Genomic DNA, 18172 nt, shown 5'->3' on the forward strand with positions numbered 1-18172 from the left:
CTATGAGGAAGTTTTACGTATTAATGTTTTTATTGGTTTGCGGATTAGGGTATGCTCAAACCAATTATGTTGTAAAAATTTCTAACCTTAATTATTCAATTAATGCAGGGGTTAAAAACAGTACAAGCTCTAGAATTATAATAACAGTTCGTTTTAAAGATGGAGCAAGTAGGCAACTTTATTATAGAGATATTCGTAATAATGGAGATAGGGAAGTTAATTTGGATATTGGAGCTATTGAGTATGTTTCGAAGCCAGTTTCTATTGAGTGTTTTGCTTTTGTAAACTTCAGAACGGGAACAGATGCAGATGGCACAGTAACGAAAAGTGTTGACGCATTTTGTCCTAATGGCAATTTTAGCGGAAGTTATTCTCCTAGAATGTCGCCAGTAACATTTAGCTATAAAATTGAACCTAAATTTTACATTACTAGAACAGGAGACGATATTTTACCAACCCATTCAAAAAAAACAATGACTGCCACGCCAGGCTATGATTCTTATTATTATAGATGGCAGTATACCTTATTGCCAAATGGTAATTCAACTGTTTGGACAGATTTACCTCAATTTAATAATTTACCAAGCATTACTGTTGACGCTGTAGATATTTTAAATGAAAATGCAGGATTGTATATAGGGAAAAATATTTACTTTAGAATTAAACCATGTAGTGCAACACCTGGCTTAAGCGAATCTACTTCTTATTCTATACGTTTGTCTGCACCAAAAGTTAATTCTCTAACACGAATCCAACCTTCTTGTAGTGATTCTGATGATGGTTCTGTACAACTTGTCTTTGATAGAACTTTACTAAAAGGTGAGCAATTAAATTATACATTATTTGATGAAATTGCGCAGACTCCTGCCGGTTATAATGGTGTTTTGGCAATAGATGCAAATAAAACTTTTACTATAAAGGATTTGTCAGCAGGAACTTACACATTACAGTTAATAGGATTCAAAGACGGATTAAATACTGATGTATCTCCTGGCATGGATCCAGATTTATTTGCACTTAAAACCTTTGATATTACTCGACCTGAACCTGTAGATTTTACTCTGACTCCAACTAATGTTAATTGTTTTGATGGAAAAGACGGAACGCTAACAATCAATGCCTCTGGCGGCACCAAAGAAGGGTATCAATATTCACTAGATGGTGGTAGTTCTTGGATTCCTTTTACAGATCCAAAAAGTACAAAAGAAGTTTTAACAGGTTTATTTCCTGTAGTAAAACCTTCAATTGCTTACAGTATAATGGTTAAAGACGAGCATGGCTGTGTGGCAAAGCAAGGTACTAATGCAAAAGTTTTGACAGAAACTATCTCAGAACCTTTATCACCGTTAACTTTAAAATATACTTTTAAGAAAAATCCAACTTTTTTTGGAGCCGAAAATGGTATACTGGCAGCTGCAGTATCAGGAGGAACAATAAAAGATGATAACTCTTATGACTTTGTATGGGAAAATAGCAAAGGGGATAAGTTGCCAGCAACAGGAGAATTCAATTCTGCAGATAAAACATATACTATTACATTGGAAAATATTCCTGAAGACGAATATAAACTGACTGTAACAGATAAAAATTATAAAATCGCTTCCAGTAAAGAAGGCTGTTCTATTATTAAATCCTCTGAAAGTTTGACACAGCCAAAAAAGATAAAGATAACCTTAGTAGAAACACAGTCTATTTCCTGTAATACGGAAAATTCCGAGACAGACGGAGCTCAGTTTTCGGATGGAATTTTAACAGCAATTGTCACGGGGGGAATTCGATTTGAAAAAACAAAAAATGGCGGTTTGCCGTATATATATACTTGGTCAAAGAAACTAGGAGATGGCTCATGGGAAGTAATGACAGAAGTTAAAGATTCAGTTGCAAGAAATCTCCCAAAGGGGACCTACGCACTAAATATTGAGGATGCTAACAAGATAAAACAAGGAGAATATAGTACAACAGATTTAATAAAAGAAGTTCCTACCGAAATAGAAATTTTTGAACCAGAAAAACTTGAACTGTCATTTGATTTTGTTAATGTGTCTTGCTATCAGGGTAATAATGGGTGGTTAGCAGCGAATGTAACAGGGGGAAGTCCTATTGAAAAAGATGGGATTAAGGAGTATGGGTATGTTTGGTATTTTGAGGGAAAGAAAATAGTTGGAACAAAAGAAATATCAAATTTGACAGCAGGTACTTACACTGTTGAAGTTACTGATGGAAAAGGCTGTTTTATTACTGGAAGTTTTGAAATAAAAGATCCAGATTTTCCTGTAACAATTAATTATTCAACAATTTCAACTCCTACTTTTTCAGGAGCAAGTAACGGAAAGATCGTAGCTCAGATTACGGGAGGAACGACATTTGACCCAACAAATAATAATGGCAAATTGTATAATTACGAATGGAAAAATCTTGCGGGAGACATCCAAAGTCCATCTGCAGAAATAGTAAACGGAGTTTATACCATCACTTTAGATAATCTGCCTGCAGACTCGTATTTTTTAACAATTAAAGACAGTAATTACAATGAAGCTACAGGTCAGACTGTTAATTGCTCTGTAGTAGAATCTGAAATTAAATTGACAGAACCTGATCCTTTAAAAGTGGTTTTTGAAATCATTCAGACTATTTCTTGTAATGCCAAAAATGAATATGGAGACAAGACTGACACAAATCCAAATGACGGGCAGCGTGACGAATCTCAGGATGGAATTTTGAAGGCGCATGTAACTGGAGGAACTACTCTTGCATTAAACAAGAATAATGGACATCCCTATTACTTCCGTTGGAAAAAACAGCAAGATGACGGGACTTGGAAAGATTTAGCTATACAAGATTCTATCATCTCAAACCTCTCTTATGGAAATTATGCCCTTAATGTTGAAGACAGAAATGGGGTTATTTTGGGTGATTATGTAGCTGGAAATTGGATAGCAAAAGATTCTATCCAATTTATGGATCAGCCTCCAGTATTGTCAGTAAAAATTGAAAAAGGAAATGTCTTTTGTAATGGAGGTAATGACGGATGGGCAACTGCAATTGCTGAAGGCGGAAGCGGGGGGTATACTTACGAATGGTCTAATGAATTTAAGTCGGATAAAAATACCATTTTAAAAACAGGAAATTATTGGGTAATTGCCACAGATAAAAAAGGCTGTACAGCTTATGCTGAGGTTTTTATTGATGAACCTAAAGCGCCACTTTCGATTAAATATACTGAGGTTTTAAATCCGAGCTTCTATAAAGCAACAAACGGAAAAATAGTTGTTGAAGTAACAGGTGGAACAATAGCAGCAGATAATACCTATTGGTTTGAATGGAAAAATAGTAAAGGAGTAGTGCAAACCAGTTTTACAACAAGTTTTAGTAATGGTATTTATACAATATACTTGAGCGGACTTCCAGAAGAAATTTATAGTTTAACAGTTCATGATGCTAATTATGATGAGGCAACAAATAAAACAAGTTGTACAGTAGTTAATTCTCTTACGGAATTAGAAGATCCTGATCCGCTTGAAGTCACTTTTGAAGTTATTCGTACTATTTCTTGTAATTCTGGCAATGAATTTGGAAATGAGACCGATGCTAATCCGCTAGACAATCTAAGAGATGAATCGCAAGACGGTATTTTGAAAGCTCACGTGACGGGAGGAATCCAGCTTGGAACAGATAAAAATAATGGATTACCATATTTTTACACTTGGAAGAAAAAACAAAAAGATGGTTCATGGGCACTATGGAACAATACAGGTGATACGGCTGAATATCTTTCAGAAGGAACCTACTCTCTGAACGTTGAAGATGCTAACGGAATAAAACTAGGAACTTATGTAGATAATATTTTAGTTAAAGAGATTGATGCCGAAAAGTATATTTCACAACCTGAGCAGTTGAAATTAACCTTTACTAAATTTGATGTCGGTTGTACAACAGGGGATGACGGCTGGGCAGAGGCACATGTAACAGGAGGAACATTACCTTATACTTATGAATGGACAAATGGAGAGACAACTCCCAAAATAGTAAACATTACTTCAAACAACTATTTTGTAATAGTAAAAGATGCTAAAGGATGCACTGTACAGGGAAGTATTTTTGTGGGAGATCCTAACGGAATATTTACTACAGAAACAGTTAAAAATCCAACTTGTTATCAAGGAAATGACGGGTCGATTGAACTTAATGTTACTGGCGGAAATTTACCTTATACATATTTATGGAATACAGGTGCAATTACCAAAGATTTGAATAATCTTACCGCTGGCAATTATGAAGTTACGATTACTTGCCCAGATTGCTGTGTTTATAAGAAAAGATTTGTTTTAAAAGATCCAGAACAAGTTATTGTAAATATTGGACCAGATAGAACATTATGCCTTGACCAAAGTTTAGATTTAGATGCTACGATTAAGGACCCTCAGGCAAAATACAGCTGGACTTCTACTAATGGATTCACTTCAAGTGAATCTAGAATCAACATATCAAAAGCAGGGACTTATCACGTTAAAGTAACTTCGGCTCTAGGTTGTATTGGTGAAGATGAAATTGTAATAAAAACGAGTCAAATAGCTATTAGCGCAGAATTTTTATTGAGTTCGCAAGCTTATTTGGATGAAGAGGTAATTTTGGTTAATACCAGCAATCCTTTTGGAGAAAGCACAGACTGGGTTATTCCAAACGGAGTAAAAGTGGTCGAGCAAAAAGAAAAATACATCACAGTAAAGTTTAATGCAACGGGAGTATATTCTATCGGATTAAAACAGACACAAGGCGAATGTTATGCCGTTTACACCAAAAATATTACAGTCGAACAGCGTAGTGCAATGCCAAATGAAGGCACTGCATCAAAGTTTATTACAGATTTTATTGTAACCCCAAATCCGAGCAATGGTAATTTTAAAGCAATTGTAAATTTAGAAAACAATAGTGCCATAAATTTAAGATTGTTCTCATCTTCTGGACAAAACACCATGATTCAAAAACAAGAATCAGGAAAGAAAAAGTATGAAGTAGATTTTAATACTTCATTACAGTCTGGTATGTATATTATAGTATTAGAGACAGAACAGCAAACCTTGGTTAAAAAAATTATCATCAATTAAAAAATGAAGAACCTTTTCCATAATATATATTTCTTTGTTCTATTTCTGTTTGTTAATGCAATTGGATATGCACAATTATATCCAGTTCAATTAACACCGGTATTCAATAGTCCGTATAGTGTCAAAATATCCGATTATGCTACAAGCATGGATACTAAAATGCAATTGTTGATTAATCCGACAGATATCACGATATCGCAGAGAAGAGTACGCTTAAAACTTTATATACAAGGCAACGGATTAAATATCCAAACCTCTGATTATGCACAGGAACAAAGACCAATATACATAAATGGAGGAGAACTTCAGACTTTAACCAATGTTGATATTGCATCACTTTTCAGATTAGAAAACCTGCAAGGAATTTCTCCAGCGCAATATGCCAATCCACTGCCGGAGGGAATGTACAATTTCTGTTTTGAGCTATACGATTTTATAACCAATCAAAAAATATCGCAGAAAAGTTGCGCTAATTTGTACCTGATATTAAATGATCCTCCAATATTAAACACGCCGCAGAAAAACGAACAAATCGCTTCAACGGAGTTTCCTAATATTTTATTTACTTGGACTCCACGTCAGATTAACGCAACAAACATATCGTATAAATTTGAGCTGAAACAACTTTTGGATCCAACATTAGATCCTCAGATTGGGTTTCAAATGTCACCGACTTTATACGAAGAAACGTTGTTTGGCACTGCGGTTTTGTACAATTTGAGTATGCCGATACTTACTCCAGGTTTGCGCTACGCATGGAGAGTACGAGCGATTTCGACAACGGGACTTTCAGAAAATGCTGTTTTCAAAAATGACGGCTATAGCGAAATATATTCGTTTAAATACACTGCGTCTTGTGCCGCGCCAACTTTTTTGTTAAGCGAAGCCCAAAGTTCTAAAAGCGTAAAAATTACTTGGGAAGGCGTACCTGAACATACACGCTATCAAGTCCAGTATAAAAAACAAGATGTTCGTAATGCGCAATGGTTTTCTACAAATAGTTTAAACCGACAAAGTTTAATTACCAATTTAGAGCCAGGTGTTACCTATCAGTTTAGAGTAGGCTCCAGCTGTGATCCTGCCGAGGATGGCGTGCAGTCGTTTACTTACTCTAATATAAGCACTTTTACTACACCTACAGAAACCAGCGGTGTTCCTGCTTATAATTGCGGTATTGTGCCTCAGATCAATATCCAAAATCAAAAACCGCTTACTAATTTAATTCAAAGCGAAACGTTTAGAGCTGGCGATTTTCCTGTAACTATTTTAGAACTGCAAGGAGAAAACAGTCCATATTCAGGACGTGGATACATCATTGTACCTTATTTAGCTGATACTAAAATAGCGGTAGAGTTTAAAGATATTGTTGTGAATACCGATTATCAATTGATAAGCGGTATTGTGGAAACAAGCTATAATCCAGATTGGAAAAATGTTACTGATATTGAAGATTTCACAGGCGAAGGTCAAGGCGGACAAATTGAAGAAAAAGTTCCGTTTGAAGTAAAAGACATTGTAATCAATCCTAATGGTGATATTATTGTTAACGGTAAAGATGGTGAACAAATCACAATTCCAGGAGGAAAAGATACTGTAATTATAGATAGCAAAGGAAACACCTATACTGTAGATAAAGACGGAAACGGCAGTAATGAGCCTGTGATAGCCGCCGCGGGAGGAAAACCAACACCAGAGAATACCGATGGTGTAGATAAAAATGGCCAAGCGACAGCTTTTACTGCCAAAGGAATTTCGATTGTTTTTTCTGGAAACGGAAGCAAATATGCTTTTGACGTGATGCCTGAGAATGCATCTTCCGCGTTGAAAAAAATGTATGCCAAAGCAGGAGATAATGTATTGCCTTATAAAGCAGTTTTGAATGGCGATACAGATACAGTTGTTGCTACAGTAAATCTGAGTGATTCTAACATAAAATTAGATAGCGTAGTTTTTAAAACCCAGAATGGAGCAAAAGTTGACTTTAAGAGAACTGATAAAGTATTTGTTCTTACTGTAAAAGGAAATCTAAGTTATGCCGAAGAACAAATCTTAGCGACCATAAAACAGGGCAAGAAATGGCAGGTTATTGGTGCATTTATGCTAGTGCATATTTCGCCAAAAGATGTTAATGTGGCTTTGGTTCCTACATATGACAATTCAGATAGTAGACTTAATGAAATTATTGCCAAAACACAGGAAATTTACAATAAAATTGGTATTAAAATCAATTTTAAGAAAGAGGAAAAATTAAAAGATTTTGATAATGTTGTTTCAAAAGATATAAGTGTAATTCAGACAGAAAAGAATACCATTACATCAACTTATAGTACACAGCAACAAGATATAAATGCACTTTATAAAGGTGGCGACGGTAATTATGTTCTATTCGTAACCAATAAAACGTCAAGTACAGGGCAAGAGGGTTATATGCGCTTAAATGGCCAGTTTGGGTATGTATTTACTAAAGCCAATGGTCAGGAAAACCCAAATACAGCGGCTCACGAGCTAGGACACGGAATCTTTAAATTGGAACATCCTTTTGAGCAATATAAAACTGCAGAAGGAAGCACTGATTTTTTAATGGATTATAGTTCAGGCACTGTTTTAAACCATATGGATTGGAAACAGATTAATGATCCTGCATTTAAATTGTATGCATTTCAGAGTCAGAGTAGTGGGGAATTAGCGGGAGGTCTTGGTATTGCACCTAATTGGCGTTTTGTTAGTAATGGAAGCGAAACCACTGTAGCTTATCTTGAGGTGGCTAAAAAAGGGTTTATTGGTGGATTTAAAAAAGACAATAAAAAATACAAATGGGATGCAACAAATGAAATTTATGTTAATGACAGCAACCCAAAAGATTTTATTAAACCGCAAGAAATTAAACCAAAAATTAATGAGAGTAAAATTTATTTGTTTTTTGATAATGATAAATCAATTACTCAGCATAAATATTTAAGAACTATTTATACCGAGGAATTAAAAGAAAAACTTGAGAGTAAGGATCCTGCCAAACTAAGTGCCTTTATAGATAAATATGCTACTAAAGAAAACTTTAAACGTGAAAAAGAAGATCGAAATACTTTTTGGGGATATGTAGCTTGTATAGGTTGTAACTATGAGGGTTCGGGTAATGGAACGGATATTAGTTATACAGATTATTTAGCTGGTTTAGGAAAAGAAGCAAATAAGGGTTATAAAAACGATCCAGTAGATGTAAATGCTGCTGATAGCCATGTGTATGACTATTCAGTAGTTATAACAGAGAAAGAAAAGAATAAAATTCTTTCTGAAATGGCAGGAATCAAAACAGATTCTGGCATTACAACAAAAATATTTTTAACAGATACCCAAACGCCTCAAACTAAACGAAAAGAAGTGTCAGACTACTTGGCTACTTTAAAAGGATTAGAAATTGCGCTTTGGATAGATTTTGATAAAGCTGGAAAAGCAACAATAAAGACTGTTTTAGGAGATAAAATTGAGGGTAAAGGTAGTGCGGAGATGAATAAGTACCTTTCACTTTTAGCAGAAGTATTGCCTAAATTTGAAGGTAAATACACTGCCTTTAACCCCTTAACAGCGATGTTGGATGGTTTAGCTGGACTTATAGGTAAGTTAAAAATCCCAGATCGTTTTTTTAATCCAGATGCAGATAATTATAATTCATTTCCAGCTGAAGTGTATTCATATGTTTCTTTATCTATAGCAAAGGATAAAATTAATGCTGTAATTGGCAATCCGATTTACACAGAAAAGTATTCTGCAAGCAGAGCAGATTTTGCTTTCACTTGTGGTGTATGGAATGGATTTATTGGTGTTGTTGAAGCTTTACCAGCTGGTGCTTCAATGATAATTAAAATACCTGGAGGTATTTTTAGTTTAATAGTTAATGAAGATGGTGCTAGAACAAAATTTAAGGAAAAAATAGCTAAACTTAGTTGGGAAGGTATAGGGAAAATGATAACTGATGAATGGCATGAAGCTACTGCTAATCCTTGTATGGTACACTACAGTAGTGGTCAAGTTGTTTTTGTTATAGCTTCATGTTTTATAGGAGCAGGTGAAATAAAAGGAGCATCTGCATTTTTTCAAACAATAGAAAAATTAGATGTTGTTGGACAGGCAATAGGTAAGTTTGCCAAATTTGCAAGTCCGTATGCCAAAGCTGCATTAAGTAAAACAGGAAAATTTCTAATTACTCCGCTTATAAAATTAGAACCAGAAATTAGCATTAAATTAAGACGCTATTTTACAGAGGGTTTAAGTAAAATAATTAAAAAATCAGAGAAACAGGTCTTAGTTAATTTACATGCAACTGATGCTGGTAAATTTTTAGTAGATGGGCTTGAGTTAAGTCCTGAAGAGCTAGGTGAGTTACTAAGTAAGAAATTAGGTAAGGATCAAGAGATCGTTTTATTGTCTTGTAATGATTTAGCAAGTGCTAAAGCATTGTCCGAGGCTACGGGTAAAGTCGTATATACTACTGAAGGAAGTATTACTGTTTTTGAAAAGGGAATTAAACGTGCCGAAGGAACAGATTGGCATAGAATAGAACCAAATGGAAACGCAACAAAAGTCGATCCACCGGTAAAAGAGTGCCCTGAGTGTTATGGAGCTGATGGTGTGGAGATGGGAAAACGAAAGGAATTTGTATTAAACACTCCAGAAGATTTATATAAAAAAATAGAATACTATAGGGCTACAGTACGTGATGTAATAGATACAGAAGAAGCAAGAGCTTATGCTTTAAAATACTTTAATAAAAATGTTACGGGACAGACTTTTGAAGAATGGTGGACTTATGCTAAAAAGTATAATGTAGCTGATGATCTTAATTTTGAGATACATCATGTTATTCCTATTAAGGTTTTAGAAAAAAATCCTAAATTGAAAGAGTTACTGTTTTGGGCAGAAAATAATGGAAAGAAGTTTGAGTTTAATGGTTTAGATAATGCTATTCCGATACAAAAAAAGAAAGCTAAAATTGAATTGAACGGACATACAAACCATCCAGCTTATGATAAAGCAATTCAAGAAAAGTTAGATGAGATATTAGATAATGAAACATACTCTGAATTAAGAAAATTCACTGAAGTGCAAAAATTAATAAACAGTACCAAACAAAAATTAGAAAATGAAGTTTTATTGGGAACCAAGGATGTTAATCAAATAATTAATCTATAATAGAATGAAATACTATAAAATAATTCCAACGCTGAATAATGATAATGGACGGATATCAAGTAGTGCAAGTGTCGACAATTTGAGCATGATAGAAAGTGAATTTGAAAAAATTAGATATGGTAAACACGTAAAAGATTTTTCAATTAAAGATCCTTTTTATTTGGAGAGTTTTGATGATAAAGAATATTGGGAATATCAATTGAATGATATACACTCATTTATTGGAAAGGCAAAAGTGGTGACCGGCTGGTTAATTTCTAAGAAATTAAAAAAAATATTTTCAGGTTTTAAAATTTCTCAACCTCATTATTTATATTCTAGTCAGTTGCTATATCAAAATGTAATATATAAGTATTTTATCTTTCAATTTTCGGGTAAAAGTATTTATAGGGAGTTAACGTCATATATCGATTTTTCAAAATCAGAATTCATAAATCCTTCAACACAAGAGTTGCGTTTTTTTTTAAATATAGACCATTTTATAGAAGAAAGTGAAGAGCTTTATTTTGAGAAAGATATTGATTTTGTGAAAAAGAAAATAGTATTAAAAGATGACCTAGATTTTTTTCCCATGCAGAGTTTTTTTAAAGATAATCTCGTTTCGGAGAGGTTGAAAGAAGTGATTGAAAATGAGTTTATTACTGGTTTTGAGTTTTCGGAGTTGAATTATGAAGTTGTAGTTAAAAAATCTTAAACCACAAACTTTTGAATTCTTTTTTGTAGTGATATGGTAAACAGAGATATTTTTAGATGAATTAGTTAATGATTTAAAGTTCTCTGAAATTTCAGTGGTAAGCAGAATAAGTGATAAAGAGTACAATTAAAATAGAAAAAGTGTCAAATTTCTTTTTAGATAATCAGTTTAGATTGTATTGGAAAGGTGGAGGACTATACCATATAAAGCATAATGATTTATTGGCTAATGTTAATGGTAATATTTTTCAGGCGTTTAAAAAAGATAATTTAATTGTTGTTAATTATTTTTCAAATGAAGATGGTTTGGAAATGCTTTGCGAATTTGAAGTCTGCGAAGATTTCAAATTAAAAAAAATAAAAGAGGAGAAAAAATTTTTAAAAGAAATAGAAAATAATGTAGTCATCGAATTATCATATGATTCATCATTTAATACAATCTTAAATGTTGTGAAATTTGATGGCGAAAAAATTATTGAAAGTATTGTTGATCCCTTTGGGTTTAAACTCTTTCAAACGATATTCGTAAGTTGGGATAAATTGAAGTTGGTGTTGTATGAATTAAAGAAAGGAATAAAACTATTTGAATTTTTATTTTCAAAACTAGTAACTGACGTTAATGATGAAGAAACAAATGTAGAAGTTGTATCAGTAATAGGAGTTTATAAAAAGGTGCTTTGGATACTAGTCACACATCGTAAAATTATTGGACTAGACGTAGAGAATGGGGCATTATTACATGAATTAGATTTGAGCAAAGAATTAGGATTAGCACCTAATTCAAATGAAGATTTTAGTTTTTCTGTTAAAGATATTCATATAGATAATGAAAAAGGAATTATTAAAAGTTTATCATATAGATATTATTGGGAGTTAAATTTAGACACTTTGAAAATCCAAATCAAAAAAGATTTTGGAGAAAATTCTAAAGAATCGTGGCGAATAAATAGAAGCAAATATTATTCTGGAGATAGAAATCTTTATTTTATCGGTACCAATAAAGGAGAAGTTGTTAATAGGGCAGTTGGTGTTTTTGATACAGAAAAATTTGAAGTTATATGGTTTAAAGCGCCATTAGAAGAAAGAAAGCTTTTGTTCTTCACAGATGTGCCACAGGTCAACAATGAAGTACTAGGGGTTATGGATAGTGAAAATAATTTAAGGGTTTACGAAAGAAATTAAATCTGTTTTCTATTAGCTCAAGCATCTTGCTCATGAAAGCAAACAGATATTGATATGTAAATTATAAAAGCTTCTATTGGCGAATAGAAAAAGCAGATTATACAACATTAATTAAAAATGAAAACTTGCATATGAAAAAAAATATTTTAGCCCTAATAGTAATATTAATTAGCACATGCAGTTTTGCACAAAAGTTAAAAATTGATAAAGGAGAAATAAAACTAGACGATAAGACAATAGGTTTTGTAGAGGGTAAAAAACCGCTTTTTACTATTTTTAGTTTAGATAAAAATTATTCAATTACTGCAGAACTAAAGAAAGCTCCAAGCGAAGAATCTTTAGTATTGCCATGGATTGAACTTAAAGATCTAGCGACAGGAAAAACTAACGAAATAGAATTTAAGAATAAAAGCAGAAAATTCAGTGCCTTTAATTACGACCGCAGTGTTGTCTACGAATTATTGGACAGAGGAATGGTCGGAACAGAGGGTTTAAACAAAGAAGCAATTGAAAGTTTTATAAATGGCGCATCGGCAGGTATAGCCGCAAAACGTTTAGGAATTCAAGATGAAGTAGATAATGCGAATAAAATTGCAGATACCTATCAGTTAGCAATTGATGATTATGGTACTATTTTTAGCATTAAAGCACAAAATCAAAATATAGACGATAAAAGAATTGGGTTTGTTAGAATGACTTCACCCTCTTCAAATGGAGATTTAAAATATGAGGTTTTAGATCTTGATAATAATTTAATAGGAACATGGTTTGCCAGAGGAGGAATGTTCTCAGGTTATGATAAATTATTAAACCAAGAAGTAATCACATTCAACGGGAAAGTGTTTAAGGCTAGTTTTGAAAATAGAGGAAATCCAGTAGGATATAAAATGAGCCAGGATATAACGGCAATGAATATTGTTAGAGTATTGGTTGGTAATGGCTATACTTTAGGTAGTCAGTTTAATGGAAAATAAAACAATGAATTAAGATATAAAATGATAATAATGAAGAAAAGTATTTTAGTAGCTACAGCATTACAGTTTTTGTTGATTTTAAATAGCTGTTCAGGATCAGACAGTCAGCCTGGAGGGACTCCCGAAGAAAAAGGAGAAATAAAAGCAGACTATATTACAAGTTTCTTTATCAATGATTTTGTTGTTGGTACTGATAATACGCTATATACGATAGGACAAACGCAAGACGAAAAGGGGTATGCTATAAGTTTAAAAAAGACTGATCTAGATGGAAAAGAAACCACACTTAAAAATCTTGATCTCGCAACGTATACATATGCAAAACTTGCTTTAACAGAAAACGGAGATGTTCTAATGGTTGCAAAAGGGAATGATAGTCCAGATCAGGATAAAATAATGCGTTTCGAAAATAACTTTTCAGAATTGAACCCATTTTATATCATGAAACCAATAAGTTCTCCATTTGCCAGTAAGATCAATCTTTTTAGCATCTGCAATAATAACGATAATACATATTTTGTTTTTGACTTGAATGCAAGAAACATAAAACGTGTTTTACCAGAATTAAATGGTGATGTTTTTGTTGCTGGCTCAGGTAAAAATGAAATAAAAGATGGAGCGGGGCTAGATGCAAGTTTTGCTGCTGTAACAAAAATCATTAGCTTGAATAGTATTTTATATTTAATTGATCATGTTCAAGATCCGAGTACAGGAATTTACAAAAACTCTGCAATTAGAAAGTTAGAATATGTGAATAATGAGTGGAAGGTAACAACTCTAGTTTCAGCAACAAACGGTGATCATTTTTCTGATATTACTTTTGATACAAAAAATGAGTTATATGTTGTAAATGCAGGAAAAGGAATCTTTAAATTAAATCTTCAAGATAATAGTCTGTCTCTTTTTAAAGATGGAGATTTAAAAGTAAGAGCGGCATCTGGTAGAGGGGTTTTCTCTTCTTTCAAATACACTGAAATGCTTAAGTTTAAAGGGAACGATATTTATTTACTTGTTTCTGGAAACTTAATCAAGATTTCGGACTTCCAAACAAAATTTGCTGCTGCAGAAAAATAATAGATTTAAAAAAAACACTGCAGGTGTTTTAAATAACCGCAGTGTTTTAAAGTGCTCTAAATGAAAAAAACTTTACTCTTATTCCTACTTATTGTTCTTGCTTCTTGCTATCAAGAAACTGCTATAGCTATAGAAGGTGAATTTACAACTTCGTATGTTGATCAGGATGAATCTATCCCCGTTATTATTAAAATTGATAATAAAATAACGGGTGCAGATACGTATGAATGGACATTTGAAGGAGGGAATCCTTCTGTTTCAAATTCTAAAAATCCAGGAGAGATTTTATACAGTAAGCAGGGAACTTACACTATTAAGCTAATAGCAAAAAATGTAGACGGAGAGAGTAGAGAATTTACTAAAACGGTTGAAATAAAAGATGGTATCAATATTGAGTTTACGCATGAAATCATAAAGAGCAATTACTCTCCAGTTGAGATCATCTTAAAGAATTCTACTATTGGAGAAGGTTTAACTTTCAAATGGGAATTTCAGGACGGGTCACCAGCTTCTTTTACAGGAAAAACTCCGTCAAATGTAGTGTTCACAACTCCTGGAGAACACACTATTACATTGACCGTTTCAAATGGTTTTGAATCTGATAAACAGACTAAAACCATAACTGTCGCTCCTTACTTAGTAAGTTCATTTACATATGAGCCAAAATTTGAAGATGATGATTACGAAGCTCCAGTAAGCATTAATTTTACTAATAAATCAGTTAGTGCGACAAGTTATAAATGGAGTTTTGAAGGCGGAAATCCAGCTATTTCGACAGAAGAAAATCCAACAGTTGTTTTTGCAAATGCAGGCACTCACGAAGTGACTTTAGAAGCAATTAACGATAAAACAAGCCAGATTTTTAAATCAACAATTACAGTTCTTCCTGATACAAACTTGAGGACTTTTACTAATGTTAAATTAGGAATTAACTCGGCACATAATGGCAATAATTTTGGTGCAATGTTTTCGACCATTACGCGTAAAGTTTATAAAGCAAACGAAATCGATGACCAGAACAGCGGTCAAATTGATATTGTATTTCAAGGCTTAAACAGCAATTTTACCTATAACAGATTTATCTCTCCAGATCAGGCCAATAACTATGGATTTTTAACATTGAAAAATGCACAGAGCACCATTTTTGTCAATTCTCAAAATTTGTGTAATTGCGGTTTAAATTTTACCGAAGCACAATTTGACAGTATGGTAAATGACATACCAATAAAATCGTTAAATATAAATTATACGGCAGGAGGAGCACAGGAATTTGGTTTTATCTACCCTAGAATCATTTTGTTTAAAACGCAAGACGGCAGAAAAGGAGCTATTAAAATTAAAGAAATGGTAAAGAACGGTACGAGTTCTTATATTTTATGCGATATCAAAGTTCAAAAACAATAACCAGTAAATGAAGATAGAAAATAGTAAAATCTTATTTTGGTTATGTATTGTTTTTGCCTGTTGTTTTTGCAGGAAAGGATATGCACAGGATGTAGATTTGGAGAATTTTTATAAACCTAATTTTAAGGTAACGGGTAATATTAATGCCAATATGATGTATTACAACTCTAATATGGAAAATTCGCGTGAACCTTTCACGTACCTATTTTCTGGTAGTTTGAACATCAGCGCTTTCAATTTTAATGTTCCGTTATTTTATAGCTTCACCAATCAAGGAAATAATTTGGGCTACACAGCACCATTTGATTTTAATAGATTGAGCATTATGCCTAAATACAAATGGGTAAAAGCTTATATCGGAAATGTAAATATGATATTTTCGCCTTACACGTTAAGCGGTTATCCTTTTAAAGGTGTTGGATTAGAACTCACGCCCAATAGTCCGTTTAAAATTGCCTTAATGGGCGGACAGTTGCTCAAAGCCGTTTCAGAAGAAAACGCTTCAGGAGGAATTCCTGTATATCAGCGTTTTGGTTACGGCGCAAAAGTGGGTTTTGAGAAAACACAGTATAAATTGGGCTGGATTGGTTTTTATGCCAAAGACGATGCCAACTCATTAAATATAACGACTGATAAAGGAGTTACGCCAAAAGAAAACTTTGTAAACAGTTTGATTTTTAGTACTTCGGTAGTTAAAAACTTAAATTTAAATGTCGAGTACGCTTTGTCTGTGTTGACAGATGATACGAGAAGTGAAAGAATTTCTGGCGGAGGTTTTAGAGATAAAATATTTTCTAGCAAAGAAAGTACAAGTTATATGAACGCCTTCAACGTTAATTTTGATTATAATATTCAAAAAAGTACTGTTGGACTAACCTACGAACGTATTGATCCCAATTATAGTACTCTTGGGGCATTATATTTTAATAATGATTTAGAAAATATCGCATTGCGTTTCGCAAGACCTTTTTATCATGACAAAATTACGGTTTCAACCAGTTTAGGATTTCAAAAAGATGATTTGGATAAAGTAAAAAAGCAAGATACAAAACGCGTGGTTGGTTCTATTAACATGAATTATAGAGTTACAGACCAAATAAACATTACAGGTAGTTATTCTAATTTTTCTACTTATACAAACAAAAAATTAGACCAGTTTGAGCTTATAAACAATCCTAACGTTGTTCAAGCAGATACTCTGGATTATAAGCAATTATCGCAGAATGCCAATGTAAATATGTCCTATGCTTTCGGAAAGAAAAGAAATCAAAATTTAAATTTCAATTATAGCATTGCGGGTCAGGCAAATGAGCAAGGCGGAATAATACGCAAAGGACAGGCTAGCACTGTTCAGAATTATAACTTAGCGCATACGGTTAGTTTTCTTGCCACAAAAGTTGCTTTAAACAGTTCGCTTAATTATACAAATAACCAAGTTAGTCGAAATAATAATTCTTCAATGGGAGCTTCAGTCGGGGCTTCGAAAAAATTATTTAAAGACAAGTTAAATACCAATCTTGGTTTTTTGTATAATAATTCGCAAGGAAATATGAATTCAAGTTCTGTCTTTGGAGTTAAATTCAATAACAGTTACGTAATGCTCGAAAGGCATAATTTCAGTTTGAACATTATTTCGATGTTTAGAAGCAGTACAAATACTCAGAAATTTAACGATTTAACAGCAACTTTAAATTACTCTTGCTCACTTGACAAGATTAAACTGCCAGCTAAAAAAGAGCCTAAAAAAGAAAAAGAAGAGGTTTTGAATCCTATCTTAAAAATAAATCATAAAGACAAGACTTACGAAGGAACGAGGGATGAAATTATAAAGCAACTTCAAGACATGCAGTTGGCACTTCGCCCAATGCCTAAAGAAGATGTTGACGAGCTGCAGCATTTGCTGACACTTACCACTTTGACTCCTGATGACGATAGCTTCAAAGAAAAAGCTTTAAACTATCTTAAAGCGTATGATGCAAATAATGATATCTTAAATAAATACGATAGTTACATTCTTGAAACAGCCAAAAGTTTAAAAGAAGAAATGATCAGAAAAGATGAAGGATATGAGAATGATTATGTAATGGCTTTGGGAAGGGTAAACAAACATAAAATGCATGGTGTAAGTGAGCAAGATGTAACAGATAAGGTGAGTTATAATTCTTATTTAAAACTTGTTGATCGAAAAAACAAAAAGTTGCAACCTTTATTGGTGCATCGATGGATGTATAATGAAATTGCAATACTCTCAAATACACCAGTAGATCAGATTTCTAAAAATGAAAATCTTTCTGCTTTTAATAAAGAAGAACTGGGAGATTTCTTTAAGATGATGAAAGAGAAGAAAACTGATGCGGCAGTAATTGAAGAAATAAAGATCAAATTAATTCGATTCTACCATGATTTAGCGCTTAAAAATGTAAAAGGTGATGAAGTTGATTTTAAGTTTTTAAAGAATAATTAATTGTCAAAACTAAATAAGCTTTAAAGAAGCGCATTAATATAAAAGAAATTAGCATGCTTTATTTTTCAAAAAAACAGAATAATTTGCTT

8 protein-coding genes are annotated in these 18172 nt (G+C 33.0%); all 8 read left to right on the plus strand.

Features of this window, described 5'->3' with window-relative positions:
• The first annotated feature begins 2 nt into the window (after positions 1-2).
• The 8 genes from NU08_RS13340 to NU08_RS13375 all read left to right on the plus strand — a co-directional run bounded on the left by NU08_RS13340 (position 3) and on the right by NU08_RS13375 (position 18083).
• A complete protein-coding gene (locus NU08_RS13340) occupies positions 3-5105 on the plus strand; it encodes a T9SS type A sorting domain-containing protein (protein WP_129747691.1) in 5103 nt (1700 codons plus the stop codon).
• Between the two features lie 3 nt (positions 5106-5108).
• A complete protein-coding gene (locus tag NU08_RS13345) occupies positions 5109-10292 on the plus strand; it encodes an AHH domain-containing protein (protein ID WP_129747692.1) in 5184 nt (1727 codons plus the stop codon).
• 4 nt (positions 10293-10296) lie between these two features.
• Positions 10297-10986 (plus strand): hypothetical protein, encoded by a 690-nt coding sequence (locus tag NU08_RS13350; protein WP_129747693.1) that lies wholly within the window; start codon positions 10297-10299, stop codon positions 10984-10986.
• A gap of 140 nt (positions 10987-11126) precedes the next feature.
• Positions 11127-12167 carry a hypothetical protein gene (locus tag NU08_RS13355; protein ID WP_129747694.1) on the plus strand — a complete coding sequence of 347 codons (1041 nt, stop codon included), beginning with the start codon at positions 11127-11129 and terminating at the stop codon, positions 12165-12167.
• A 131-nt stretch (positions 12168-12298) separates the two neighbouring features.
• Entirely contained in the window at positions 12299-13141 is an 843-nt protein-coding gene (locus NU08_RS13360) for a hypothetical protein (protein ID WP_129747695.1), read from the plus strand.
• Positions 13142-13171: 30 nt separating this feature from the next.
• On the plus strand, positions 13172-14215 hold the full coding sequence (locus NU08_RS13365) for a hypothetical protein (RefSeq protein WP_129747696.1): 1044 nt from the start codon (positions 13172-13174) through the stop codon (positions 14213-14215).
• 60 nt (positions 14216-14275) lie between these two features.
• Positions 14276-15619, plus strand: a complete 1344-nt coding sequence (locus NU08_RS13370) for a PKD domain-containing protein (RefSeq protein WP_129747697.1) — start codon at positions 14276-14278, stop codon at positions 15617-15619.
• 7 nt (positions 15620-15626) lie between these two features.
• Positions 15627-18083 carry a hypothetical protein gene (locus tag NU08_RS13375; RefSeq protein ID WP_207214074.1) on the plus strand — a complete coding sequence of 819 codons (2457 nt, stop codon included), beginning with the start codon at positions 15627-15629 and terminating at the stop codon, positions 18081-18083.
• Positions 18084-18172: the final 89 nt, after the last annotated feature.

The sequence above is a fragment of the Flavobacterium anhuiense genome (genome assembly GCF_004151235.1).
GTDB classification, from domain to species: domain Bacteria; phylum Bacteroidota; class Bacteroidia; order Flavobacteriales; family Flavobacteriaceae; genus Flavobacterium; species Flavobacterium anhuiense_A.